The organism is Streptomyces sp. NBC_00525, assembly GCF_036346595.1.
Taxonomy (GTDB): domain Bacteria; phylum Actinomycetota; class Actinomycetes; order Streptomycetales; family Streptomycetaceae; genus Streptomyces.
Genome location: NZ_CP107834.1, coordinates 5,967,491 through 5,990,928 on the forward strand (window position 1 = coordinate 5,967,491; position 23,438 = coordinate 5,990,928).

The following is a 23,438-nucleotide window of genomic DNA, read 5'->3' on the forward strand; positions in this document are numbered from 1 at the left end:
GCATGTGCGTGCGCACAGGTATGACGCACGCACATGACAAGACTTGCCGTTGCGTCTACTCAAAGGCTAGACCAGTCGGTGCGTCTATTCAATGCGCTCGACATACGCCGGGGAACGGGTGGACCGGGCCGGTGGCTGTCGGGCCTTTCGAGTTCGAGGCGGTCCTGACGATGCGAGGGTGGCGGCGTTACTCTGCGCGGACGATCCTTCACCGGAGGTACGCATGCGACGTTCCGTCAGGCGAAATGTGTCGTTGGCGGCGGTTCTCGCCGCCACCCTGTCCGTCGGGGTCGCCGCCCCGGCCTCGTCCGCCCGCCCCGCCCACGCCCCGGCACCACCGGACAAGTCGCCGGTCGCGGTGGGGTACGGGGGCGCCGTCTCCAGCGTGGACGCGGACGCCACCGCCGCCGGCATCGAGGTGCTGCGCAAGGGCGGCAACGCGGTGGACGCCGCCGTGGCCACGGCCGCCGCGCTGGGCGTGACCGAGCCGTACTCCGCGGGGCTCGGCGGCGGCGGGTACTTCGTGTACTACGACGCCCGCACCCGCACCGTGCGGACCATCGACGGCCGCGAGACCGCGCCGCGCAGCGCCGACTCCTCCCTCTTCCTGGAGAACGGCAAGCCGCTCGCCTTCGCCGACGCCGTCACCAGCGGGCTGGCCGTCGGCACCCCCGGCACGCCCGCCACCTGGAACACCGCCCTGGACGCCTGGGGCAGCAAGTCGCTGCGGAAGGTCCTCGCGCCGGCCGAACGCCTCGCCCGCCAGGGCTTCGTCGTCGACGAAACGTTCCGCTCGCAGACGGCGGGCAACGAGGAGCGGTTCCGGGACTTCCCGGCCACCCGGAAGCTGTTCCTGCCCGGCGGGAAGCTGCCCGAGGTCGGCGCGGTCTTCCGGAACCCGGATCTCGCGCGCACCTACCGGGAGGTCGGCCGCGAGGGCGTCGCCGCGCTGTACAAGGGCGAGCTGGCCCGCGACATCGTGCGGACCGTGCGCAACCCGCCCGTCGACCCCGCGTCCGACCGGGTCGTCCGGCCCGGCGACCTGACCGCGCGGGACCTGCGCTCCTACCGCGCGCTGCGGCAGGCGCCGACGAAGGTGAACTACCGGGGGCTCGGCGTGTACGGCATGGCACCGTCCTCCTCCGGAGGCACGACGGTGGGCGAGGCCCTCAACATCCTGGAGTCCACCGACCTCGCGCGGGCGAGCGAGGAGCGCTACCTCCACCGCTTCATCGAGGCCGGCCGCATCGCCTTCGCCGACCGGGGACGCTGGGTCGGCGACCCCGCGTTCGAGGACGTGCCGACCGGCGGCCTGCTCAGCCAGAGGTTCGCCGACGCGCGCGCGTGCCTGATCCGGGACGACGCCGTGCTGCCCAGCCCGCTCGCACCCGGCGACCCGCGCCACCCCGGTGCCTGCCGCTCCGCGGGGAAGGCCGCGCCGACCACGTACGAGGGCGAGAACACCACCCATCTGACGACCGCCGACAAGTGGGGCAACGTCGTCGCCTACACCCTGACCATCGAGCAGACCGGCGGCAGCGGGATCACCGTGCCGGGGCGCGGCTTCCTGCTCAACAACGAGCTGACCGACTTCTCCTTCGCGCCGGCCGACCCGGCCGTCCACGACCCGAACCTCCCCGGACCCGGCAAGCGCCCCCGCTCGTCCATCTCGCCGACCATCGTGCTGCGGCACGACCGGCCGGTGCTGGCCCTGGGCTCACCCGGCGGCGCCACCATCATCACCACCGTCCTCCAGTCGCTGATCGGCACGGTGGACCGGGGACTGCCGCTGGTCGAGGCCATCGCCGCGCCGCGGGCCAGCCAGCGCAACGCGGCGGCGACCGAACTGGAACCGGCGCTGTGGAACAGCCCGCTGCGGGCGAAGCTGGAAGGCATCGGACACGTCTTCAAGCTCAACCCGGAGATCGGCGCGGCCACTGGTGTGCAGCGGCTGCCCGACGGGCGGTGGCTCGCGGCGGCTGAGAAGGAGCGGCGCGGCGGCGGCTCCGCGATGGTGGTGAGGCCCGCCGGACGGCCCTGACGGGATGCTCAGAGCGCGGTGAGGACGCGCGGTCCGTCGTCCGTGATCGCGACGGTGTGCTCGGCGTGCGCGGCCCGGCTGCCGTCCGTCGTACGCAGGGTCCAGCCGTCGCGGTCCGTCCGGTACGTGTCCACGCCGCCGCCGATCAGCATCGGTTCGATGGCCAGCACCATGCCGTGGCGCAGCAGCATCCCGCGCCCCGGCCGGCCCTCGTTGGGCACCCCCGGGTCCTCGTGCATCTCGCGGCCCACGCCGTGTCCGCCGAACCCCTCGGGGATGCCGTAGCCGGCGGCGCGGCAGACCGTGCCGATGGCGTGCGCGATGTCGCCGATGCGGTTGCCCGCGGTGGCCGCCGCGATGCCCGCCGCCAGGGCCTCGTACGCGGTGTCGACGAGCCGGGTGTCGGCGGGGCGGGCCCGGCCCACGGTGAAGCTGATTGCCGAGTCGCCGGCCCAGCCGTCGAGCGTCGCGCCTGCGTCGATGCTCACCAGGTCGCCGTCGCGCAGCCGGTAGTCGGTGGGGATGCCGTGCACGATGGCGTCGTTGACCGACGCGCAGACGACCGCGGGAAAGGGGACCGGGGCGAAGTGCGGCCGGTAGCCGAGGAACGGCGAGCCGGCGCCGGCCTCGCGCAGCACCTCCCGCGCCACCTGGTCCAGTTCGCGCAGGGAGACGCCGACCGCCGCCGCCTCCCGCGCGGCCGTCAGCATCCGTGCGACGACCCGGCCGGTCGCCCGCATGGCTTCGATGGATGTGTCCGTCTTGAGTTGCACCATGCCAATTACTATACCGGATTCCAATTACTATACCGATCCGGTCGGTATTAGAATGACGGCATGGTCCGCACCCCACTGACCCCCGAAGAGCGCCTGCGCGGCGAACGGCTCGGCCGGCTGCTGCGCGAGGCGCGCGGCGCCCGCAGCATGACCGACATCGCCGCACGGGCCGGCATCTCGGCGGAGACCCTGCGGAAGATCGAGACCGGCCGCGCCCCCACCCCCGCGTTCTTCACCGTCGCCGCGCTGGCCGGCGCGCTCGGCCTCTCCATGGACGAACTCCTGCTGCGCTGCACCCCGGAACCGGAGTCCGTACCGGCGGCCGTCCCGCTGGCCGGCTAGCGCCCGGCGCACCGGCGGTACGGCACCCGCGCGCCGGCGGCACGCGCCCGGCGCGTCGCGTACTGGCCCGCACGGGTGTGAAACATGATCGACTCAGCCGGTTCACGGCGATGGTCTTGCCCCGCCGTGTGACGGGGCCTACGTTCTCCCGTACGCACGTGTTCTACGGGCGTAGAAGCATCAAGAGGCTCTCTGACGCCGCGTCGAAGGAGCAGCTCATGTCCCACGTCGTACGCGCCGCACTCGTCCAGGCGACCTGGACGGGCGACACCGCATCCATGATCGCCAAGCATGAGGAGCACGCCCGCGAGGCCGCCCGGCAGGGCGCGGGCATCATCGGGTTCCAGGAAGTCTTCAACGCGCCCTACTTCTGCCAGGTCCAGGAGCCCGAGCACTACCGCTGGGCCGAACCGGTACCGGACGGCCCGACCGTACGGCGGATGCGGGACCTCGCCCGCGAGACCGGCATGGTGATCGTCGTCCCGGTCTTCGAACTGGAGCAGTCCGGCTTCTACTACAACACCGCCGCCGTGATCGACGCGGACGGCTCCTACCTCGGCAAGTACCGCAAGCACCACATCCCGCAGGTCGAGGGCTTCTGGGAGAAGTACTACTTCAAACCCGGCAACGCCGGCTGGCCCGTCTTCGACACCGCCGTCGGCAAGGTCGGCGTCTACATCTGCTACGACCGGCACTTCCCCGAGGGCTGGCGCCAACTCGGCCTGGGCGGCGCCCAGATCGTCTACAACCCGTCCGCCACCTCGCGCGGCCTCTCCGCCTATCTGTGGCAGCTGGAGCAGCCCGCCGCCGCCGTCGCCAACGAGTACTACGTCGCCGCGATCAACCGTGTCGGCCGGGAGGAGTACGGCGACAACGACTTCTACGGCACCAGCTACTTCGTGGACCCGCGCGGCCGGTTCGTCGGCGACGTCGCCTCCGACAAGAAGGAGGAACTCGTCGTACGGGACCTGGACCTCGGGCTCATCGACGAGGTCCGCCAACAGTGGGCGTTCTACCGGGACCGCCGACCCGACGCGTACGGGGGGCTGATCGAGCCGTGAGCAGCCTCCACCACCGCCACCTCGCCGTCAGCCCCGACTGGCTGGCCCTCTACTACCGCCACCCGCTGGAGATCACCCGCGGCGAGGGCCGCCACGTCTGGGACGCCGACGGCAACCGCTACCTCGACTTCTTCGGCGGCATCCTCACCACCATGACCGCCCACGCCCTGCCCGAGGTCACCAAGGCCGTCAGCGAGCAGGCCGGCCGGATCATCCACTCCTCCACGCTCTACCTCAACCGCCCGATGATCGAGCTGGCCGAGCGCATCGCCTCGCTCTCCGGCATCCCCGACGCACGGGTCTTCTTCACCACCTCCGGCACCGAGGCCAACGACACCGCCCTGCTGCTCGCCACCACGTACCGCGGGTCCAACCAGATCCTCGCGATGCGCAACAGCTACCACGGCCGGTCCTTCTCCGCCGTCTCCATCACCGGCAACAACGCCTGGTCGCCCACCAGCCTCTCCCCGCTCCAGACCCTGTACGTGCACGGCGGCGTCCGCACCCGCGGCCCCTACGCGCACCTGAGCGACGAGGAGTTCACCGCCGCCTGCGTCGCCGACCTGGAGGACCTGCTCGGGCACACCCGCGCCCCGGCCGCCCTGATCGCCGAACCCATCCAGGGCGTCGGCGGCTTCACCTCACCGCCGGACGGCCTGTACGGCGCGTTCCGCGAGGTCCTGAACCGGCACGGCGTGCTGTGGATCTCCGACGAGGTGCAGACGGGCTGGGGCCGCTCCGGCGAACACTTCTGGGGCTGGCAGGCCCACGCGCAGAACGGGCCGCCGGACATCGTCACCTTCGCCAAGGGCATCGGCAACGGCATGTCCATCGGCGGCGTCGTCGCCCGCGCCGAGGTCATGAACTGCCTGGACGCCAACTCCATCTCCACATTCGGCGGTTCACCGGTCACCATGGCGGCCGGGCTCGCCAACCTGGGCTACCTCGTCGAGCACGACCTCCAGGGCAACGCCCGGCGCGTCGGCGGGCTGCTCATCGAACGGCTGCGCGCGATCGGCGCCACCTCGGACCGGGTGCGCGAGGTACGCGGCCGGGGCCTGATGATCGGCATCGAACTCGTCAGGCCCGGCACCGACGAGGCCGACCCGGAAGGCGCGGCGGCCGTCCTGGAGGCGGCCCGCGAGGGCGGCCTGCTCATCGGCAAGGGCGGCGGCCACAACACCAGCGTGCTGCGCATCGCCCCGCCCCTCTCCCTCGCGATCCCGGAGGCGGAGGAGGGCGCGGAGATCCTCGCCGAGGCACTGCGCGCGGTCTGACCGCCGACCACGGCGCGGGCGCGGGCCCCCACGGCCGGCGCCCGCGCCCCACCCGCAGGACAACGAGGAGGGGTACCCATGAGCCGTACCGTGATCCGCGGCGGCCTGGTCGTCACCGCGTCGGACGAGATGCACGCGGACGTCCTCGTGGACGGCGGCCGGATCGCCGCGCTCGCCGCCCACGACAGCGACGAGGCCGCGGGCTGGACCGCCGGCCGGACCATCGACGCCACCGGCAAATACGTCATCCCTGGCGGCGTGGACGCCCACACCCACATGGAGATGCCGTTCGGCGGAACGCAGGCCGCCGACACCTTCGAGACCGGCACCCGCGCCGCCGCCTGGGGCGGCACCACCACCATCGTCGACTTCGCCGTCCAGTCGGTCGGCCGCCCCCTGCGCGAAGGACTCGACACCTGGTACGCCAAGGCGGACGGCAACTGCGCCATCGACTACGCCTTCCACATGATCCTCGCGGACGTCAACGAGTCCTCGTTCAAGGAGATGGACCTCCTGGTGGGGGAGGGCATCACGTCCTTCAAGCTGTTCATGGCCTACCCCGGCGTCTTCTACAGCGACGACGGGCAGATCCTGCGCGCCATGCAGCGGGCCGAGTCCAACGGCGGCCTGATCATGATGCACGCCGAGAACGGCATCGCCATCGACGTCCTGGTCGAACAGGCGCTCGCCGCCGGCCGCACCGACCCCCGCTACCACGGGGACGTACGGAAGGTGGCGCTGGAGGCGGAGGCCACGCACCGCGCCGTCCAGCTCGCCCGGGTCGCCGGCGCACCGCTGTACATCGTGCACGTCTCCGCCGACGAGGCCGTCGCCGAGATCGCCGCGGCACGCCACCGGGGGCGGCCCGTCTTCGGCGAGACCTGCCCGCAGTACCTCTTCCTGTCCACCGACAACCTCGCCGAACCGGACTTCGAGGGCGCCAAGTACGTCTGCTCCACCCCGCTGCGGCCCAGGGAGCACCAGGAGGCGCTGTGGCGGGGGCTGCGCAACAACGAACTGCAGGTCGTCTCCACCGACCACTGCCCGTTCTGCTTCTCCGGACAGAAGGAGATGGGCCGGGGCGACTTCTCGAAGATCCCCAACGGCATGCCCGGCGTCGAGAACCGGATGGACCTGCTGCACCAAGCGGTCGTGGACGGGCACATCTCGCGCCGCCGCTGGATCGAGATCGCCTGCGCCGCCCCGGCGAGGATGTTCGGCCTCTATCCCAAGAAGGGCACGATCGCCCCCGGCGCGGACGCCGACATCGTCGTCTACGACCCGACGGCCGAACAGACCGTGTCCGCCGCCACCCACCACATGAACGTGGACTACTCCGCGTACGAGGGAAAGCGGCTCACCGGCCGGGTGGAGACCGTGCTCTCGCGCGGTGAGCCCGTCATCGACGGCCGTACGTACACCGGCCGCGCCGGCCACGGCAGCTACACCCCACGCGCCACCTGCCAGTACCTGAACTAGGAGCACGCGGCATGGACTTCGGACTCGTCCTCCAGACGGACCCGCCCGCATCGGCCGTCGTCGGCCTGATGCGCCGGGCCGAACGCAACGGGTTCCGCTACGGCTGGACCTTCGACTCGGCGGTGCTCTGGCAGGAGCCCTTCGTCATCTACAGCCGAATCCTCGAACACACCGACCGCCTCACGGTCGGCCCGATGGTCACCAACCCCGGCACCCGTACCTGGGAGGTCACCGCCTCCACCTTCGCCACCCTCAACGACATGTACGGCAACCGGACCGTGTGCGGGATCGGCCGGGGCGACTCCGCCATGCGCGTCGCCGGGCGCAGCCCCCACACCCTGGCCCGCCTCGGCGAGGCCATCGACGTCATCCGGGACCTCGCCGAGGGCCGCGAGGCGACCGTGGACGGCAACCCGATCCGCATCCCCTGGGTCAGGAACGGCAGGCTGCCCGTCTGGATGGCCGCCTACGGTCCCAAGGCCCTCGCGCTCGCCGGGCGGAAGGCGGACGGCTTCATCCTCCAGCTCGCGGACCCCTACCTCACCGAGTGGATGATCAAGGCGGTACGGGAGGCGGCGGCCGGGGCCGGGCGCGACCCGGACGCGGTCACCATCTGCGTCGCCGCCCCCGCCTACGTCACCGCCGACGACTCGCCCGAGGCACTGGCCCACGCCCGCGACCAGTGCCGCTGGTTCGGCGGCATGGTCGGCAACCACGTCGCCGACCTCGTCACCCGGTACGGCGAGCACTCGGACCTCGTCCCGGACGAACTGACCGCGTACATCAAGGACCGCCACGGCTACGACTACAGCCACCACGGACGCGCGGGCAACCCGGACACCGCGTTCGTCCCGGACACCATCGTGGACCGCTTCTGCCTGCTCGGACCCGCCGCCGCCCACATCGACAAGCTGCGCCACCTCCGGGCGCTGGGCGTGGACCAGTTCGCGGTGTACGCCATGCACGACGCCCGCGAGGCCACCATCGACGCGTACGGCGCCGAGGTGATCCCCGCGCTCACCGGCTGACCGCGCTCACACCGGGGAGGAGGTCCGGCCCAGCAGGGCGCTGACGTCGTACGACTCCGAGGGCGACGGCGTGTTCCGGGGGACGGGCACGTCGAAGTCGGAGAGGTTCACCACCGCGTCGGTGCCGTCGCCGCCGTTCAGGGTGAGCCGCAGCGGGTACGGCTTGCCCGTCGCCGCCACGTCCACGGTCAGCGTCATGTCGCCGCGCATCCGGGTCAGCGGCACGACGGGGGTGTCGCCGAGGGTGGTCTTCGCACCCTTGTTGAGGGTGCCGCTGTCGTCGTTCGCGTTGTCGCTGACCAGCTTCTGCACGGTGTTGAGGTCGCACGTCTTCGTCAGGCCGCGCAGCCGGGGGCTGTCGGCGGGCGCCTTCAGATAGCGGTCCCCGACGATGGCAGCGAAGGCCGAACCGCCGTTCGGCACCTGGTTCTTCCAGAAGCCGGCGTCCGGCTTGAGCCACACGTCGTCACCGCGCTTGACGATCAGCACCGAACCGCGGCTCTCGCCCAGGTCCACCGAGCCGTTGCAGTTGCCGTCCCGGTCCACGGTGAGATCCAGGGACATGGACCTGCCGTCCTCGCCGAGGTCGCCGCGCGAGGTCACATGCACCGACCGCGCTTCGAGCAGCGCGTCGCGCGAGCGGTCGGCGATCTGCTGGGCGGTCAGATGGTCGATGTCCTCCGCATGGGCCACGCCGCCGAGCGCGCCGCCGCCCGCGGCGGCCATCAGCACCGCCGCGGCCCACGCCGCCGGGCGTCGGCGCCACACGGAGCGGCGGCCCGATTCCGCGTGGTGGCCCGAAGATGAACCGGTCACGTCGCCTCCTCGGAGCGAGGGTCGTGGGGGACTGCCGGGTGACCGCGGTCCCGTCCCGTCGAGCGTACGCCGGAGGAGTGAACGCCGCCCGTTCGGATCGGGCTGGGGCGCCGGACCCTACGGCACGCGGGCGGTCCACGCGTCGTCCGCGAACTTCGTACGGACCAGTTCCTGCGCCCTGGCCAGCTCCTCGGGCGTCACCCCGCCCCGCGTCAGACCGTGCCGGTTGCGGAAGGACTCGATCATCCGCTCGATCACGGCCTGGCGAGGCAGCCCGGTCTGCCGGCGCAGCGGGTCCACCCGCTTCTTGGCGCTCTTCGTGCCCTTGTCGGACATCTTCTCCTTGCCGATGCGCAGCACCTCCAGCATCTTGTCGGCGTCGATGTCGTACGACATGGTCACGTGGTGCAGCACCGCGCCGGGGCCCCCGTCCGGACCGACCACGCGCTTCTGCGCGGCGCCGGCGATCTTGCCGACCTCGGTGGCGATGTCGTTGAGCGGCTGGTACCACGCCTTGATGCCCATGTCGCCCAGCGCTTCGAGCACCCAGTCGTCCAGATACGCGTAGCTGTCGGCGAAGGACAGCCCGGAGACGAGGGACTGGGGCACCGCCAGCGAGTACGTGATGGTGCTGCTCGGCTCCGCGAACATCGCGCCGCCCCCGGAGATCCGGCGCACGACCGTGACGCCGTGGCGCTCCACGCCCTCGGCGTCCACCTCGTTGCGCAGCGACTGGAAACTGCCGATGATCACCGCCGGGGAGTCCCACTCCCACACCCGCAGCGTCGGCGGCCGCCGCCCCGCCGCCACCTCCGCCGTGATGACCTCGTCCAGCGCCATGTGCAGCGCGGGGGACTGCGGGGCCTCGTGGATGAGCTGCCAGTCGTAGTCGCTCCACTCCGTGGCCTGGGCCAGCGCCCGGCGCACGGCGACGGCGACGCCCTCCGACGTGAGGCCGAGCATCACCGTGGACTCCGGGAGCGCCCGGTCGATCCTGGCCGCCAGGGCCACCGTGTCCGTCGTCGCCGGGGCGCCCTCCAGCGCCGCGTCGATCGCGAGGATCGCCTCGTCCGGCTCCAGGAAGAAGTCCCCGGCCACCCGGACGTTCCGCAGCGCCCCGCCCTCGACCTCCAGGTCCACCACGACCAGCTTGCCGCCGGGGATCTTGTACTCACCGTGCACGGTCCTGCCTCCACTTCCGCCCGGCCCGCTCGCCGACGTACGGGCCCCGGCCTGCGACAACGCCACGGTCCCACGGAATAGTCCGCCGGCCGCGCCCGGACCCGCCGCGCGGCGCGCCGCGCCGGTGCCACCGTCGCTTCGACTCCTGTGGTCCGTACCAGAGTCTTGACAGCCCCTTTCTTCACTTCTTAAATCACGTAGCGAACCAAGTGCTCGGTACCCCCTTCCCCCCTCACACCCCGGAAGGGAGAGTCATGGACTCCCCACGCCTTTCGCGGCGCCTGCCGCGCTCCGTACTCCCGGCCCTCGCCCTCGCCCTCGCCACCGCGGGACTGGCCGGTGCCGGAGGTCCCGGCCCGGCGGACGCCGCGCCGATGACCCGGGCCGCCGCGGCGGCCACGACGACGTTCGCCGACGAGTTCGACGGCCCTGCGGGCGCCGCCGTGGACAGCGGCAAATGGCAGATCGAGACCGGCGACAACGTCAACAACCACGAGCGGCAGTACTACACCTCCGGCAACAAGAACGCCGCGCTGGACGGGCAGGGCCACCTCGTCATCACCGCCCGCAAGGAAAACCCGGCCAACTACCAGTGCTGGTACGGCACCTGCCAGTACACCTCGGCACGGCTGAACACCTCCGGCAGGTTCAGCCAGGCGTACGGACACGTCGAGGCGCGCATGAAGATCCCGCGCGGCCAGGGCATGTGGCCCGCCTTCTGGATGCTCGGCAACGACATCGGGCAGGTCGGCTGGCCCAACTCCGGCGAGATCGACGTCATGGAGAACGTCGGCTTCGAACCCTCCACCGTCCACGGCACCCTGCACGGCCCCGGCTACTCCGGCTCCGGCGGCATCGGCGCCGGCTACACCCTGCCGGGCGGCCAGGCGTTCGCCGACGCCTTCCACACCTTCGCCGTCGACTGGGCCCCCGACTCGATCACCTGGTCGGTCGACGGCAACGTCTACCAGCACCGCACCCCCGCCGACACCGGCGGCAACACCTGGGCCTTCAACAAGCCGTTCTTCCTCATCCTCAACCTGGCGGTCGGCGGCTACTGGCCCGGCGACCCCGACGCGAGCACCCCTCTCCCCGGCACGCTCGTCGTCGACCACGTACGCGTCACCACCAGCGACAGCCAGGGCGGCACGGGCGGCCGGATCACCGGCCTGGCCGGCAAGTGCGTGGACGTCGCCGCGGCCGGCACCGCCAACGGCACCCCCGTCCAGCTCTACGACTGCAACGGCACCGCCGCACAGCGCTGGACCGTCGGCGCGGACGGCACGATCCGGGCCCTCGGCAAGTGCCTCGACGTCGCCTCCGGCGGCACCGCGGACGGCACCCGGGTGCAACTGTGGGACTGCAACGGAACGGCCGCGCAGAAATGGGCGATCAGCGGCGCACGCGACATCGTCAACCCGCAGGCGAACAAGTGCCTGGACGTGACCGGCAACAACTCCGCCAACGGCACCCCGCTCCAGATCTGGACCTGCGCCGGCACCGCCAACCAGAAGTGGACGGTGAACGGCTGACCGGGACGAGGTGAACGGCCGGTCGGGCCCGGCCCCCCGGCGCACCCCGCACGCCCGCATGATTGGCTGGGGGCATGATCGATGACTTCCTCAACGGTGACCTGACCAGGGTCGAGGCGGCGGTCCGCGCAGCGGCCGCCGCCGAGATCATGCCCCGCTACCGGCAGCTCGCCGCCGACGAGATCGTCGAGAAGAACGGCCCCCACGACCTGGTGACCGTCGCCGACCGGCGCGCCGAGGAACACCTCACCGACTCCCTGGCCCGGCTGCTGCCCGGCTCGGTGGTCGTCGGCGAGGAAGCGGTGCACGCCGACCCGGCCGTGTACGAGGCGCTGAGCGGCGACGCCCCCGTGTGGATCGTCGACCCGGTGGACGGCACCCGCCAGTTCGTACGCGGCGAGCCCGGCTTCTGCACCCTGGTGGCACTGGCCCACCGGGGCGAGGTGCTGGCCTCCTGGACCTACGCCCCCGCCCTCGACGAGATGGCCGTCGCCGTCCGGGGCCGGGGCGCGACCCTGGACGGCACCCCGATACGCTCCGGCTCCCCGGAACCCGGCACCGTACTGCACGTGGCGATGTCGCACCCCGACTACACCACCGACGAGCAGAAGCGCGCCCTGCGCGGGCTGCGCACCGAGGGCTTCGCGGCCCTGCGCCCCTGCGGCTCGGCCGGCCTCGAATACCTGGCCGTCGCCCGCGGCGAGGTCGACGCCCTGGTCTACGACTGGGAGTACGCCTGGGACCACGCGGCCGGGCTTCTGCTGGTCGCCGAGGCGGGCGGTGCTCACCTCACGCTCTCCGGGGGGCCGTTCCGGATCGCCGGGGGCAACGCCATGCCCTTCACCGCCGCCCGCGACCGGGCCACCGCCGACCGCATCCTGACGGCCCTGCGCGAAGGCGCCTGACCCGCCCGACCGGGGGCGGCGGCGCGCGGCCGGCCGCCGCCGGGTCAGCCCGCCGCCGCCCCCAGCACCGCCCGCACCTCGCGCACGACCTCCGACGCCGTCTCCACCGCCGCCGTGTCCAGCCCCCGCAGGGCCGCGTCCACCCGGTCCGCGAAACCGGCCGGGGTGCGGGGCAGCGCGGCGGCCGCGGCCAGCGCCCCCTTCTCGTTGAGGCACCAGGTGCGATGGTGGGCGTGGAGCGCCTGGGTGAGGACGCCGAACGCGCGGGACAGACAGAGCGAGACGTGCAGCCGGTCGCCGGACGGCGCCGATTTACGGGCCGCCGCGACCGCGAACTCCGCCTCCCAGGCCGCCCCGGCCAGCGCCGCGCGCAGCGGCTCCGGGTAGACCGACGTCTGCGCCCGCAACGCCGTCAACTCCCCGTCCGGATCGGACAGTACGCGCCCGAGGGCGACCTCGCCCGGATAGGCGGGGGACCAGAACCCGAGCGGATGGCCCGGCTGCACCCCCACCTCGAACCGGCCCGCCCGGCAGTCGTCCCAGACCCGCTCGACCCGGTCCAGGTCGCGCAGAATCCAGTCCACCTGGACGCCGTCCACCCGCAGCCACGCCCCGCCGTCGACCCACGGCCCCCAGCCGCCCGGCCCGGCCACCTCGACCGGGGAGCCCTGGAACGCGGCGGCCGGCGCGGCGAGGGCCGCGACATCCGGCGTCCCCCGGTAGTAGAGGCCCAGGTCCCAGTCGGAGTCGGGGCGATGGGTGCCGCGGGCCCGGCTGCCGCCGAGCATGACGGCCCGGATACCGGGCACTTGGGTGAGCCGTGCCGCCATCGCGGCGATCCGGTCGGGCGGGGCGCAGGGCGTGGTGGGTGCGTTGTCCGAGGTCATAGGGCTGGGACACTACCGGCCCTCCGGCTGTCGGTGCCTGCGAATATCCTGGGTGCTTTGACCGTCGGCTGACAAAGGAGTCCGAAGGTGCCGTCGATGCTCGATGTGGTCGTGGTGGGCGCGGGCCCCAACGGACTGACCGCCGCGGTCGAACTGGCCCGCAGGGGCTTCGCCGTAGAGGTCTTCGAAGCCGGCCCCGAAGTGGGCGGCGGAGCGCGTACGGAGGAGCTGACGCTCCCCGGCTTCCGGCACGACCCCTGTTCGGCGGTGCACCCCCTGGCCATCGGCTCGCCCGCCTTCGACACGATGCCGCTCGCCCGGCACGGCCTGGAATGGCTCCAGCCGCCCCTCGCCCTCGCCCACCCCTTCCCGGACGGCACCGCCGCCGTGCTCGCCAAGTCGGTCGGCGAGACGGCCATGGCGCTCGGCTCCGGCGACGCGGGCGCCTACCGCCGCCTCCTCGCCCCCTACCTCGGCCACTGGGACACCCTCGCGCAGGACTTCCTGCGCACCCCGTGGGACGGGCTGCCCCGCGACCCGTACCGCTGGGCCCGCTTCGGGCTCGACGCGCTCCAGCCCGCCACGCTGCTCTCCCGCCGCTTCCGGGGCGAGAAGGCGCGCGGTCTCCTGGCCGGGCTCGCCGCCCACGCCATCGCGCCCACGACCGGCCTCGCCACGGGCGGCATCGCCCTGCTGTTCGCGCTCGCCGCCCACGAGCGGGGCTGGCCGGTCCCGCGCGGCGGCTCCCAGGCCATCTCCGACGCCCTCGCCGGATACCTGCGGGAGCTGGGCGGCACCATCAGGACGGGTACGGAGGTCCGGCGCCTGGACGAACTGCCGCCGGCCCGCGCCTACGTCTTCGACACCTCGCCGACCGCGCTCGCCCGGATCGCCGGCCTGGGCCGCGCCTACCGGGACTACCGCTACGGCGCCTCCTGCTTCAAGATCGACTACGCGCTCTCCGGCCCGGTGCCCTGGACCGCCGAGGAGGCCCGCCGGGCCGGCACGGTGCACATCGGGCCCACCGCCGGGGAGATCGACGACGCCCTGCGCCGCGCGGTCACCGGCCTCGACCCGCGCGTCCCGTTCCTGATCACCGCTCAGCCCGGCCTCGTCGACCCCTCCCGCGCCCCGGAGGGCAAGCACGTCTTCTGGGTGTACGGACACGTCCCGGCCGGCTGGGAGGGCGACGCCACCGACGTGGTCGAACGCCAGCTGGAGCGGTTCGCCCCCGGCTTCCGCGACCTCGTGCTCGCCCGCGCCGTGGCGGGCCCGCCCACCCTCGCCCGGCGCAACGCCAACTACGTGGACGGGGACATCGCCTGCGGCGCCTTCGCGGGCCTCCAGACCGTCATCCGCCCCAAGCTCGCCCGCATCCCGTACGCCACCGCCCACCCGGCGGTCTTCCTCTGCTCCTCGGCGACCCCGCCCGGCCCCGGCGTGCACGGCATGTCCGGGCACCATGCGGCGAAGGCGGTCTGGCGCCGGCTGCGGCAGGCCGGGGAGCCGGTCCGCCGCTGACCCGCGCCGGGTGCCGCGCCGGTCAGCCGGACGCGGCGGCCCGCTCCCGGTCCGGGGCGGGCGCCCCCGCCGCCAGGAACTCCACGACGGCCAGCAGGAACAGCAGACACAGCGCGATCCCGACGACCACCCAGCCCGTGGGATGCGCCCACAGCAGCCAGACCAGGAGCGCGCCCGCCACCAGCAGCCAGGTGATCCAGGCCCGGAACCGCCGGACGAACGGCCCCACCGGGCCCGTGCGCAGCCCCGCCCCCTCGGCGGTGGCGCGCGCCGCCCCGATGCCGGACGTCCACAGCCCCCGCACGGTCCCGGCGCGGCGGCCCGGCCCGGTCAGCCACGCGGACAGCGCGACGACCACCCCGACCGCCACGACCATCCGCACCGTCGTCCCCAGGAACCGGGTCATCGCGTCGTAGACCGCGCCCGCCGCCCCCGGTGACACCCCGGCCGGCAGGGCGTCCAGATACACCGCCCGGAAGACCCGCAGCCCGATCCCCAGCACCCCGGCCGTGAACGCGGCGCCCAGCGCCCCGGCGACCAGGGCCCGGCGCCGCCGCACCGCGAGCAGGACGCCCCCGGCGATCAGCAGCACCGCGATCACGGGCAGCCAGTTGCCCAGGAACTGCAGCACCCGCAGATACGTCCTGGCCTCGCCGATGGCCTCGGACCGGACGAGCGTGATGTGGGTGTGGACCTCCGGGAGATGCCCGGCCGCCGTCAGGCCGCGGTCCACCAGCCGCTGTTCGACCTGGTCCACGACGGGCCCAAGGTCGAGCACGGCCGCGTCGTCGGTCAGCTCCACCGCCCCGCCGCCCTTGCCGGTGAGCGCCTTGTCCACGGTGCTGTGGGCCCGCCGGTTGGCCTCGGTCCACAGCCGCTCGAAGTCGTCCGACGCGGCGACCTCGCGCGCCCGGTCGTGCACGAAGCCGCGCAGCGCGTCCTGCAGCGCACCGCCCGCCCGGCCCAGCGCCTTCTCCAGCCGGGGCCGGTCGGCGGGCGCCACGCCGGACAGCAGCGTGGAGAGGTCGATCCTGGTCATCAGGGCGTCGGTCACCCGGTCGGCCACGGCGTCCCGCACCGCCGGGTCGGAGGCCAGCGGGGCGACCGCGGCCACGTACCGGTCGGTGTCCGCGACCTGGTCGGACGCCCAGACGGCGACCACCGACAGCGGGGCGAGCAGACAGCCGAGGACGATCAGGACGGCGGCGAGGAAGGACCGGCCGCGATGCCGGGGCGGCCGGACCCGCTCCTCTTCGAGCGCGGCCACGCGGTCCCGGAGCGCCCGCACCTCCCCGGACGGTGAGCCGTCACTCCCGTCGATGCCCTCCACCGCGCCTCCCGCCGGTCCCGTGTACCTGACTGCCAGGCAACGTGGCCCACCGGACCGGCGCGAGCCGGACTGGGCCGAACGGGAGCCGGTCGCCCCCGCCCTGGCCCTGGTCCGCCGGGCAAGCCCTACGCCGGCAGGCGTTCCAGCAGCCCCGCGAAGTCCGTGTCCGGGGCCAGGGTGCCGAACGCCAGCCCCCGGTCACCGGCCAGCCGGGACGCGCAGAACGCGTCCGCCACCGCAGCCGGGGCGTGCCGCACGAGCAGCGAGCCCTGCAGCACCAGCGCCGCGCGCTCGATCAGCCGCCGGGCCCGCAGCGGGGCGTCCTCCGTCAGCACCAGCTCATCGCGCAGCTCCCGCCAGGCCGCGTCCAGCCGGCGGTCCGCCCCCGAGGCGGCCCCGACCTCGGCGCCGAACGCCTCCAGGGACTCCGGCTCCCGCGCCAGTGCCCGCAGCAGGTCCAGCGCGTTCACATTGCCCGACCCCTCCCAGATGCCGTTGAGCGGCGCCTCCCGGTACATGCGCGGCAGGCCCGAGTCCTCCACGTAGCCGTTGCCGCCGAGGCACTCCAGCGCCTCGGCGACCGCGACCGGCTGCCGCTTGCACACCCAGTACTTGGACACCGCCGTGGCCAGCCGCAGGAACGCCCGCTCACCGGCGTCGCCCCGCTGCGCCCGGTCGGCGGCCCCGGCCAGCCGCAGCGCGAGCGTGGTGGCGGCCTCCGACTCGACCGCGAGGTCGGCGAGCACGTTGCGCATCAGCGGCTGGTCGATCAGCGTGGCGCCGAACACCGAGCGGTGGCGGGCGTGGTGGGCGGCCTGGGCGAGCGCGGCCCGGATGCCGGCCGCCGAACCGAGGACGCAGTCCAGCCGGGTCATCGTCACCATCTCGATGATGGTGCGCACCCCCTTGCCCTCGGCGCCGACGAGCCAGGCGACCGTGTCGTCGAACTCCGGCTCGCCGCTGGCGTTGGAGCGGTTGCCGAGCTTGTCCTTGAGCCGCTGGATGCGGAAGGTGTTGCGGCTGCCGTCCGGCAGGACGCGCGGCACCAGGAAGCAGGAGAGCCCGCCCGGTGCCTGGGCGAGCACCAGGAACAGGTCGTTCATCGGGGCGCTGGTGAACCACTTGTGCCCGCGCAGCCGCCAGGTGCCGTCACCGGCCTCGGTGGCCGCCGTGGTGTTGGCGCGCACATCGGTGCCGCCCTGCTTCTCCGTCATGCCCATGCCGGCGAGCAGCCCCGCCTTGTCGGCGGGCGTCCGCAGCCCGGCCTCGTACACCCGGGAGGTGAGCAGCGGCTCGTACACCTTGGCCAGGTCGGGGGCGTGCCGCAGGGCGGGGACGACGGCGTACGTCATGGAGACGGGGCACAGATGGCCGGCCTCCAGCGTGGACATCAGCATGAAGCCGGCCGCGCGCGCGACATGGGCGCCGGGGCGCTCGTCGGCCCAGGCGGCACCGGCCAGGCCCGCGCCCACCGAGGCGTTCATGAGGTGGTGGTAGGCGGGGTGGAAGTCGACCTCGTCCACACGGTTGCCGTAGCGGTCGTGGGTGCGCAGCACGGGCCCGTTGACGTTGGCCTGCTCGGCCCACTCCTGGGCCTGGGCGCTGCCGACGAGGCGGCCGACACGGTGCAGCTCCTCGGTGTGCCAGGCGGCGCCCTCGCGGCGCAGGCCCTCCAGGAGGACCGCGTCCTCGGCCGCGTCGTACCCGGTCAACGGCGGGGTCTGATTGGTCACTTCGTGGGTCGCGGCGCCGGGGGAGCCGGTGGGAGCGGTCGTGGACACGGGAACCTCCGGGTGGATGAGGGGGTACGCGGATCGGTCAGCGGCCGGCGACGGGCGGGGCGCCCGCGCAGCGCAGGGCCATGGCGACCAGTTCGGTGAGCAGCGCCCCGGCGGTCGCCTCGTCGCGGGCGCCGAGCGGGTCGACCAGGACCTCGCCGACCGCGCCGGTGAGCGCGGCGGCGGTGATCTCGCCGTTCTGCGCGGGCAGCAGGCCGTCCTCGATGCCCTGGCGGACGACCTCCGCGAACAGCGCCCGGTAACGGCGGCGGAACTCCAGCCGCTCGGCGCCCACCGCCGGATCGGCCGGGGCGGCGAGCAGCGCGTAGGCCAGTCCGCGGTTCTCCAGCGCCCGGCGGGCGAAGACCTCCACGCCGCCGGCCAGCCGCTGGACCGGGGTGCCCGGCCCGTGCAGCACCTCGCCCAGAACCTCCACCTCGCGTCCCGCGGCGCGCCGGAACACCTCGACCGCCAGCGCCGCCTTGGACGGGAAGTGCTGGTAGACGGAACCGGCCGCGATACCGGCCGCGTCGGCGACGGCGGTCACCGACGCCTGCGCCCAGCCCACCTCGGTCACGACCGCGGTGGCACAGGCGACGAGGTGCTCCCTGGCTGCTTCGAGCCGACTGATCTCGGCGGGTGTCCTGCGGTAGGCCATGAATGAAGTGAACCACCATTCAGAGCTTCACGCCATGGTCCGGACGGCGCGACGCCCATGTCGGATTTCCGCCAGCCTGGGCCCCTTCCGTGAACCATCCTTGAACCATGCACACCGACACCGAGCGTTGCGTACGGGCCGTACGGTCCAAGGACGCCCGCTTCGACGGCTGGTTCTTCACGGCCGTCCTGACCACCCGGATCTACTGCCGGCCGAGCTGCCCCGTCGTCCCGCCCAAGGCCGAGAACATGACGTTCTACCCGAGCGCGGCCGCCTGTCAGCAGGCCGGGTTCCGGGCCTGCAAACGGTGCCGGCCCGACACCAGCCCCGGCTCGCCCGCCTGGAACGCCCGCGCCGACTCCGTCGCCCGCGCCATGCGGCTCATCCGGGACGGGGTCGTGGACCGCGAAGGCGTACCGGGCCTCGCCGCCCGCCTCGGCTACTCGCCCCGCCAGATCGAGCGCCAGCTGCTCGCCGAACTGGGCGCCGGGCCGCTCGCCCTGGCCCGCGCCCAGCGCGCCCAGACCGCCCGGGTGCTCATCGAGACGACCGCCCTGCCCATGGCCGAGGTGGCCTTCGCGGCCGGGTTCACCTCCGTCCGCACCTTCAACGACACCGTCCGCGAGGTCTTCGCCCTGGCCCCCGGCGAACTGCGCGCCCGCGCCTCCCGCACGGCCCCGCCGCCCGCCACCCCCGGCGTCATCGCCCTGCGCCTGCCGTACCGCGCACCGCTCAACCCGAGCAACCTCTTCGGCCACCTCGCCGCCACCGCCGTCCCCGGCGTGGAGGAATGGCGCGACGGGGCCTACCGGCGCACCCTCGACCTGCCGCACGGCCACGGCATCGTCGCGCTCACCCCCCGCCCCGACCACATCGCCTGCCGGCTCTCCCTCACCGACCCGCGCGACCTGACCCTCGCCATCAGCCGGTGCCGCTGGCTGCTCGACCTGGACGCCGACCCGGTCGCCGTGGACGGGCAGCTGCGCACCGACCCGCTGCTCGCCCCGCTGGTCGACGCCGCCCCCGGCCGCCGGGTGCCCAGAACCGTGGACGGCGCCGAGTTCGCCGTCCGGGCCGTGCTCGGGCAGCAGGTGTCCACCGCCGCCGCCCGCACCCACGCCGCCCGGCTCGTCACCGCCCACGGCACCCCCGTGGACGACCCGGAGGGCGGGCTGACCCATCTCTTCCCGGACCCGAAGGCGCTGGCCGGCCTGGACCCCGAGCGGCTGGCCCTGCCGCGCAGCCGCCGCCGCACCCTCACCACCCTCGTCCACGCCCTCGCGGACGGCTCACTGCGGCTGGGCCCCGACTCCGACTGGGAGCGGGCCCGCGCCGAACTGACCGCGCTGCCCGGCTTCGGCCCCTGGACCGTCGAGGTCGTCGCCATGCGCGCCCTCGGCGACCCGGACGCCTTCCTGCCGACCGACCTCGGCATCCGCAGGGCCGCCCAGCAGCTCGGCCTGCCCGCGACCCCGGCCGCCCTCACCGCCCGCGCGTCCGGCTGGCGCCCCTGGCGCGCGTACGCCGTCCAGTACCTCTGGACCGTGGACGACCACCCGATCAACCACCTTCCCGCCGCAGGAGGCACCCCGTGATCCGGCAGCACACCGTCGTGGACAGCCCCTACGGGCCGCTCACCCTCGTCGCCACCGACGGCGTCCTGGCCGGCCTCTACATGACCGGCCAGCGCCACCGGCCCCCCGAGGAGACCTTCGGCGAGCCCGACCCGCGCCCCTTCACCGAGGCCGCGCGCCAGCTCGACGCCTACTTCGCCGGTGACCTGCGCGCCTTCGACCTGCCGCTGCGCCTGGACGGCACCCCGTTCCAGCGCAGCGTCTGGGAGCAGCTGCTGCTCATCCCGTACGGCGAGACCCGCACCTACGGGGAACTCGCCGAGAACCTCGGCAAGCCCGGCGCCTCCCGTGCGGTGGGTCTGGCCAACGGCAAGAACCCGGTCGGCATCGTCGTGCCCTGCCACCGGGTGATCGGGGCGTCCGGCGGCCTCACCGGCTACGGTGGCGGCCTGGACCGCAAGCAACGGCTGCTCGCCTTCGAGAACGGCACGGAACGGAGCGCTCCGGCGCTGTTCTGAGCGGCACGGCGAGGGGCCCCGCACACGCCTGTGCGGGGCCCCTCGCCGTACGGTTCTCCCGCCGGTCAGCCGGTGAAGATCTCCACCGCCGTCCAGATCGCCAGCCCCAGCATGCACAGGCCGCCGATGCGCTGGACGGTCTTGAGCGGTACGCGCTTGGCGATGAACCGGCCCGCCAGCAGCGCCAGCGCGGACACCGACATCAGGGCGGCGGCGGAGCCGATCGCGGTGGACCAGGTGCCGTTGCTCGCCGCCAGGTTGGCGGTCGTGATCTGGGTGAGGTCACCCCACTCGCTGATGAACACCGCCATGAACGCCGTCGAGTACACCGGCCAGAAGCCGGTCACCGTCTTCGGGCCCGTCTCGTCGTCCTCGTCGTCACCGCCGCCGCGCAGCAGCATGAAGGCACCGAAGGCGAAGAGGCAGGCCGAGACGAGCTTGACGATCCAGTCGGGCAGCAGCCCGAGCAGCCCGCCCGCACCCACCGCGATGGCGACGTGCACGATGAACGCCGAGGAGGTGCCGAACCAGACGTAGAGCGGACGCATGCGCGTGCCCATCGCCAGCGACGCGAACATCGTCTTGTCCGGGAGTTCGGCGAGGAAGATCAGCCCGAAAGCGGTGATGATCGCCAGGGGGTCGAGATGCATTCCGGGTGGCTTTCTGTACGAGCCGGGCCCCGGATCTCCGCGAAGTGCCGCTCGGGCGTTTCGGAGGACCACTCGGCCCGGCATGACGGCACCGCCCACGGGGCGTGGGCGTGTCATACCTGACCGAAGGTCTCGCCCGCCCGTGATGATCCCGATCCACGAGCCCGGCCACCGGGAACCCGGGGGTTCCAGTGTGTCGACGACCGGTTTGCGGGGCTACTCCCCTTCGCAGCCGTTCATGTTACCGGAAGAGCGCGAGCGACCCCGACGCGGTCCAGGAAACCGGCGATCAGCGGGGCGATGTGCGGGAGGTGGTCCTCCAGTGCGAAGTGCCCGGTGTCGAAGAGGTGCGGTTCGGCGTCCGGGAGGTCGCGCAGATAGGCGCGGGCGCCGGGCGCGGGGAAGAACATGTCGTGCGCGCCCCAGACGATCAGCGCCGGCGGGGTGTGCGTCCGCAGCCACTCCTGCCAGCGCGGGTAGAGCGCCAGGTTGGAGTGGTAGTCGAAGGCCAGGTCCAGCTGGGGCGTGGTGCGGCCGGGCAGGTCCAGGAAGTGCTGGTCCAGCGTCCAGCCGTCCGGCGCCACCAGCTCCGGATCGGCCGTCCCGCCCTCGTACTGGCCGCGGGTGGCGGGCAGCGTCAGCAGGGAGCGTACGGTGTCGGCCGCGCCGGGGGTCTCCCGCCGCAGCGCGATGAAGTCGCGGGCCCGCGCGGACAGCCCCTCCTCGTACGCGTTCCCGTTCTGCACCACCAGGCCGGCGATCCACTCCGGGTGGCGGGTGGCGAGCCGGAACCCCACCGGCGCCCCGAAGTCGAACACGTACATCGCGAAGCGCGTCAGCCCGAGGCGCAGCACGAAGCCCTCCACGATCTCGGCGAGCCGGTCGAAGGAGTACGTGAACGAGCCGCCGGCCGACGTGGAGAGCGGGGCGTCGCTGTGGCCGAAGCCCGGATAGTCCGGCGCGATCAGCCGGTAGCGGGCGCCGAGGGCGTCCATCAGCCGGCGGAACTGGTGCGAGGCCGAGGGGAAGCCGTGCAGCAGGAGCAGCGGCGGGGCGTCCTCCGCGCCGTCCACCGGGATCGACTCCCGGAAGAAGATCCGTACGCCGTCGACCTCGATGTGCCGGTGGCGGATCTGCGGAACCGTCTGGATCGCCATGTTCACATGCCTCCTCGATGGAATGACGCATTAGCTCTCCGAGGAGTTCTACGAGGTGGCCAACTAATGTGTCAAGTGAATGAGTTAGCATTAGTGGCATGACTGGCCCTGAGCCCCTGACCGGCGAACCGCTCGCCCTGGACCTGCTGAACACGCTGCCGTACGCGGCCGGGGGAGAGCCCTACGACCATCTCGCCGACGCCGGGCGCCTGCGGGCCTGGCTGGCCCTGGAGGCGGACCGGCTGCCCCGGGCCGCCGGTGAGCACACGGCGGACGCGGCCGACGCGGCGGCCCTGCGCGCCCTGCGGAGCTGTGCGGCGCGCGCCCTGGCCGCCGCCCGTCGGGGGGAGCGGCCCGACGCGGCCGACCTGGACGCGCTGAACGAGGCGCAGCGCGCCGCTCCCGCCGTCCGCTTCGCGGAGTGGGACGGCGGCACCGTGACGGCGGAGCCCCGCCGCTCGGGGCCGCTCGGGACACGGCTCGCCGCGGCGCTCGCCGAAGAAGTGGTCCTGCTGCTCGCGGACCCGGCCGTGCGCGACGTCAGGGAGTGCGAGGCGGACGACTGCACGATGCTGTTCCTGCCGGCCCACCCCCGCCGCCGCTGGTGCTCGGCCGCACGCTGCGGCAACCGGGCCCGGGTCGCCCGCTACTACGCCCGCCACAAGGAGGACCGCCCCGGCTGAGGGGCGGCCGCCGCATGCGCCGGTGTGCGGTCAGCCCTGGACCTCCGGGGGCCTGGGCTCGTCCTCGCGCAGCAGCTCCTCGCGCGCGGCGGTACGCGCCTCCGTGCGGTGGCCGCGGGCGATGTAGTCGCGCACGACGAGTTCGACGGCGTCCTGCGGATTGCCGACCCCCGCGAGCACCATCACTTCGACCACGAGTTCCGCATCGAGACTGACCGCTACCTTCGCCATGGCGCGACGGTA

Annotated in this window: 22 protein-coding genes; 12 read left to right on the plus strand and 10 right to left on the minus strand. The window is 73.4% G+C overall.

Annotated features, from left to right (window positions below; translation table 11 throughout):
• Positions 1–223: 223 nt before the first annotated feature.
• The gene (ggt, locus tag OG710_RS26185) at positions 224–2,041 is read left to right on the plus strand and encodes a gamma-glutamyltransferase (protein ID WP_330241518.1); all 1,818 of its coding nucleotides are present in this window, start codon (positions 224–226) and stop codon (positions 2,039–2,041) included.
• 8 nt (positions 2,042–2,049) lie between these two features.
• On the opposite strand, the gene map is transcribed toward ggt, so the two are convergent.
• Positions 2,050–2,817, minus strand: a complete 768-nt coding sequence (map, locus tag OG710_RS26190) for a type I methionyl aminopeptidase (RefSeq protein ID WP_330241519.1) — start codon at positions 2,815–2,817, stop codon at positions 2,050–2,052.
• A 60-nt stretch (positions 2,818–2,877) separates the two neighbouring features.
• On the opposite strand from map, the gene OG710_RS26195 reads away from it, so the two are divergent.
• The 5 genes from OG710_RS26195 (at position 2,878) to OG710_RS26215 (ending at position 8,004) form a co-directional block, all read left to right on the plus strand.
• The gene (locus OG710_RS26195) at positions 2,878–3,159 is read left to right on the plus strand and encodes a helix-turn-helix domain-containing protein (RefSeq protein ID WP_330241520.1); all 282 of its coding nucleotides are present in this window, start codon (positions 2,878–2,880) and stop codon (positions 3,157–3,159) included.
• A 218-nt stretch (positions 3,160–3,377) separates the two neighbouring features.
• Positions 3,378–4,220 carry a nitrilase-related carbon-nitrogen hydrolase gene (locus tag OG710_RS26200; RefSeq protein ID WP_330241521.1) on the plus strand — a complete coding sequence of 281 codons (843 nt, stop codon included), beginning with the start codon at positions 3,378–3,380 and terminating at the stop codon, positions 4,218–4,220.
• On the plus strand, positions 4,217–5,497 hold the full coding sequence (locus OG710_RS26205) for an aspartate aminotransferase family protein (RefSeq protein ID WP_330241522.1): 1,281 nt from the start codon (positions 4,217–4,219) through the stop codon (positions 5,495–5,497). Before OG710_RS26200 ends, OG710_RS26205 begins: the two co-directional genes overlap by 4 nt.
• Positions 5,498–5,575: 78 nt before the next feature.
• Positions 5,576–6,976 carry a dihydropyrimidinase gene (gene hydA / locus OG710_RS26210; RefSeq protein WP_330241523.1) on the plus strand — a complete coding sequence of 467 codons (1,401 nt, stop codon included), beginning with the start codon at positions 5,576–5,578 and terminating at the stop codon, positions 6,974–6,976.
• An 11-nt stretch (positions 6,977–6,987) separates the two neighbouring features.
• The gene (locus OG710_RS26215) at positions 6,988–8,004 is read left to right on the plus strand and encodes a TIGR03842 family LLM class F420-dependent oxidoreductase (protein WP_330241524.1); all 1,017 of its coding nucleotides are present in this window, start codon (positions 6,988–6,990) and stop codon (positions 8,002–8,004) included.
• Between the two features lie 6 nt (positions 8,005–8,010).
• Here the strand turns inward: OG710_RS26215 and OG710_RS26220 are convergent, their stop codons facing one another.
• Positions 8,011–8,730: a hypothetical protein gene (locus tag OG710_RS26220; protein ID WP_330242345.1), complete on the minus strand. Its 720-nt coding sequence runs from the start codon at positions 8,728–8,730 to the stop codon at positions 8,011–8,013.
• A 207-nt stretch (positions 8,731–8,937) separates the two neighbouring features.
• Positions 8,938–10,002 carry a lipoate--protein ligase family protein gene (locus OG710_RS26225; protein WP_330242346.1) on the minus strand — a complete coding sequence of 355 codons (1,065 nt, stop codon included), beginning with the start codon at positions 10,000–10,002 and terminating at the stop codon, positions 8,938–8,940.
• Positions 10,003–10,256: 254 nt separating this feature from the next.
• Between OG710_RS26225 and OG710_RS26230 the strand changes: the two genes are divergently transcribed.
• Both OG710_RS26230 and OG710_RS26235 read left to right on the plus strand, forming a co-directional pair.
• Positions 10,257–11,534 (plus strand): lectin, encoded by a 1,278-nt coding sequence (locus OG710_RS26230; protein WP_330241525.1) that lies wholly within the window; start codon positions 10,257–10,259, stop codon positions 11,532–11,534.
• 74 nt (positions 11,535–11,608) lie between these two features.
• The gene (locus OG710_RS26235; protein WP_330241526.1) at positions 11,609–12,439 is read left to right on the plus strand and encodes an inositol monophosphatase family protein; all 831 of its coding nucleotides are present in this window, start codon (positions 11,609–11,611) and stop codon (positions 12,437–12,439) included.
• Between the two features lie 44 nt (positions 12,440–12,483).
• Here OG710_RS26235 and OG710_RS26240 read toward each other — a convergent pair whose 3' ends face one another.
• Positions 12,484–13,326: a nucleotidyltransferase domain-containing protein gene (locus OG710_RS26240; RefSeq protein ID WP_443064298.1), complete on the minus strand. Its 843-nt coding sequence runs from the start codon at positions 13,324–13,326 to the stop codon at positions 12,484–12,486.
• Positions 13,327–13,413: 87 nt separating this feature from the next.
• Here OG710_RS26240 and OG710_RS26245 point away from each other — a divergent pair, with 87 nt between their 5' ends.
• The gene (locus OG710_RS26245) at positions 13,414–14,847 is read left to right on the plus strand and encodes a phytoene desaturase family protein (RefSeq protein WP_330241527.1); all 1,434 of its coding nucleotides are present in this window, start codon (positions 13,414–13,416) and stop codon (positions 14,845–14,847) included.
• A gap of 22 nt (positions 14,848–14,869) precedes the next feature.
• Here OG710_RS26245 and OG710_RS26250 read toward each other — a convergent pair whose 3' ends face one another.
• The 3 genes from OG710_RS26250 to OG710_RS26260 form a co-directional block, all read right to left on the minus strand.
• Entirely contained in the window at positions 14,870–16,177 is a 1,308-nt protein-coding gene (locus OG710_RS26250) for a hypothetical protein (protein ID WP_330241528.1), read from the minus strand.
• Positions 16,178–16,302: 125 nt separating this feature from the next.
• On the minus strand, positions 16,303–17,958 hold the full coding sequence (locus OG710_RS26255) for an acyl-CoA dehydrogenase family protein (protein ID WP_330241529.1): 1,656 nt from the start codon (positions 17,956–17,958) through the stop codon (positions 16,303–16,305).
• 37 nt (positions 17,959–17,995) lie between these two features.
• Complete coding sequence (locus tag OG710_RS26260) at positions 17,996–18,613, minus strand: TetR/AcrR family transcriptional regulator (RefSeq protein ID WP_330241530.1); 618 nt, start codon at positions 18,611–18,613, stop codon at positions 17,996–17,998.
• Between the two features lie 107 nt (positions 18,614–18,720).
• Here OG710_RS26260 and OG710_RS26265 point away from each other — a divergent pair, with 107 nt between their 5' ends.
• Both OG710_RS26265 and OG710_RS26270 read left to right on the plus strand, forming a co-directional pair.
• Entirely contained in the window at positions 18,721–20,208 is a 1,488-nt protein-coding gene (locus tag OG710_RS26265; protein ID WP_330241531.1) for an AlkA N-terminal domain-containing protein, read from the plus strand.
• A complete protein-coding gene (locus OG710_RS26270) occupies positions 20,205–20,705 on the plus strand; it encodes a methylated-DNA--[protein]-cysteine S-methyltransferase (RefSeq protein WP_330241532.1) in 501 nt (166 codons plus the stop codon). Before OG710_RS26265 ends, OG710_RS26270 begins: the two co-directional genes overlap by 4 nt.
• 65 nt (positions 20,706–20,770) lie before the next feature.
• On the opposite strand, the gene OG710_RS26275 is transcribed toward OG710_RS26270, so the two are convergent.
• Both OG710_RS26275 and OG710_RS26280 read right to left on the minus strand, forming a co-directional pair.
• The gene (locus tag OG710_RS26275; RefSeq protein WP_330241533.1) at positions 20,771–21,355 is read right to left on the minus strand and encodes a TMEM165/GDT1 family protein; all 585 of its coding nucleotides are present in this window, start codon (positions 21,353–21,355) and stop codon (positions 20,771–20,773) included.
• A gap of 236 nt (positions 21,356–21,591) precedes the next feature.
• Positions 21,592–22,512 carry an alpha/beta fold hydrolase gene (locus OG710_RS26280; protein WP_330241534.1) on the minus strand — a complete coding sequence of 307 codons (921 nt, stop codon included), beginning with the start codon at positions 22,510–22,512 and terminating at the stop codon, positions 21,592–21,594.
• A 98-nt stretch (positions 22,513–22,610) separates the two neighbouring features.
• Here OG710_RS26280 and OG710_RS26285 point away from each other — a divergent pair, with 98 nt between their 5' ends.
• On the plus strand, positions 22,611–23,195 hold the full coding sequence (locus OG710_RS26285; protein WP_330241535.1) for a CGNR zinc finger domain-containing protein: 585 nt from the start codon (positions 22,611–22,613) through the stop codon (positions 23,193–23,195).
• Between the two features lie 30 nt (positions 23,196–23,225).
• Here OG710_RS26285 and OG710_RS26290 read toward each other — a convergent pair whose 3' ends face one another.
• Complete coding sequence (locus OG710_RS26290; RefSeq protein WP_111339145.1) at positions 23,226–23,426, minus strand: DUF2191 domain-containing protein; 201 nt, start codon at positions 23,424–23,426, stop codon at positions 23,226–23,228.
• Positions 23,427–23,438 lie beyond the last annotated feature (12 nt).

Excerpts from the sequence above, each read along its gene's own strand:
- ggt (WP_330241518.1), top strand. The coding sequence starts at position 224 with ATGCGACGTTCCGTCAGGCGAAATGTGTCGTTGGCGGCGGTTCTCGCC.
- OG710_RS26215 (WP_330241524.1), top strand. The coding sequence starts at position 6,988 with ATGGACTTCGGACTCGTCCTCCAGACGGACCCGCCCGCATCGGCCGTC.
- OG710_RS26290 (WP_111339145.1), bottom strand. The coding sequence starts at position 23,426 with ATGGCGAAGGTAGCGGTCAGTCTCGATGCGGAACTCGTGGTCGAAGTG.
- OG710_RS26240 (WP_443064298.1), bottom strand. The coding sequence starts at position 13,326 with ATGACCTCGGACAACGCACCCACCACGCCCTGCGCCCCGCCCGACCGG.
- OG710_RS26280 (WP_330241534.1), bottom strand. The coding sequence starts at position 22,512 with ATGGCGATCCAGACGGTTCCGCAGATCCGCCACCGGCACATCGAGGTC.
- OG710_RS26220 (WP_330242345.1), bottom strand. The coding sequence starts at position 8,730 with ATGGCCGCCGCGGGCGGCGGCGCGCTCGGCGGCGTGGCCCATGCGGAG.
- OG710_RS26200 (WP_330241521.1), top strand. The coding sequence starts at position 3,378 with ATGTCCCACGTCGTACGCGCCGCACTCGTCCAGGCGACCTGGACGGGC.
- OG710_RS26195 (WP_330241520.1), top strand. The coding sequence starts at position 2,878 with ATGGTCCGCACCCCACTGACCCCCGAAGAGCGCCTGCGCGGCGAACGG.
- OG710_RS26285 (WP_330241535.1), top strand. The coding sequence starts at position 22,611 with ATGACTGGCCCTGAGCCCCTGACCGGCGAACCGCTCGCCCTGGACCTG.
- OG710_RS26235 (WP_330241526.1), top strand. The coding sequence starts at position 11,609 with ATGATCGATGACTTCCTCAACGGTGACCTGACCAGGGTCGAGGCGGCG.
- OG710_RS26265 (WP_330241531.1), top strand. The coding sequence starts at position 18,721 with ATGCACACCGACACCGAGCGTTGCGTACGGGCCGTACGGTCCAAGGAC.
- OG710_RS26260 (WP_330241530.1), bottom strand. The coding sequence starts at position 18,613 with ATGGCCTACCGCAGGACACCCGCCGAGATCAGTCGGCTCGAAGCAGCC.
- OG710_RS26275 (WP_330241533.1), bottom strand. The coding sequence starts at position 21,355 with ATGCATCTCGACCCCCTGGCGATCATCACCGCTTTCGGGCTGATCTTC.
- hydA (WP_330241523.1), top strand. The coding sequence starts at position 5,576 with ATGAGCCGTACCGTGATCCGCGGCGGCCTGGTCGTCACCGCGTCGGAC.
- map (WP_330241519.1), bottom strand. The coding sequence starts at position 2,817 with ATGGTGCAACTCAAGACGGACACATCCATCGAAGCCATGCGGGCGACC.
- OG710_RS26230 (WP_330241525.1), top strand. The coding sequence starts at position 10,257 with ATGGACTCCCCACGCCTTTCGCGGCGCCTGCCGCGCTCCGTACTCCCG.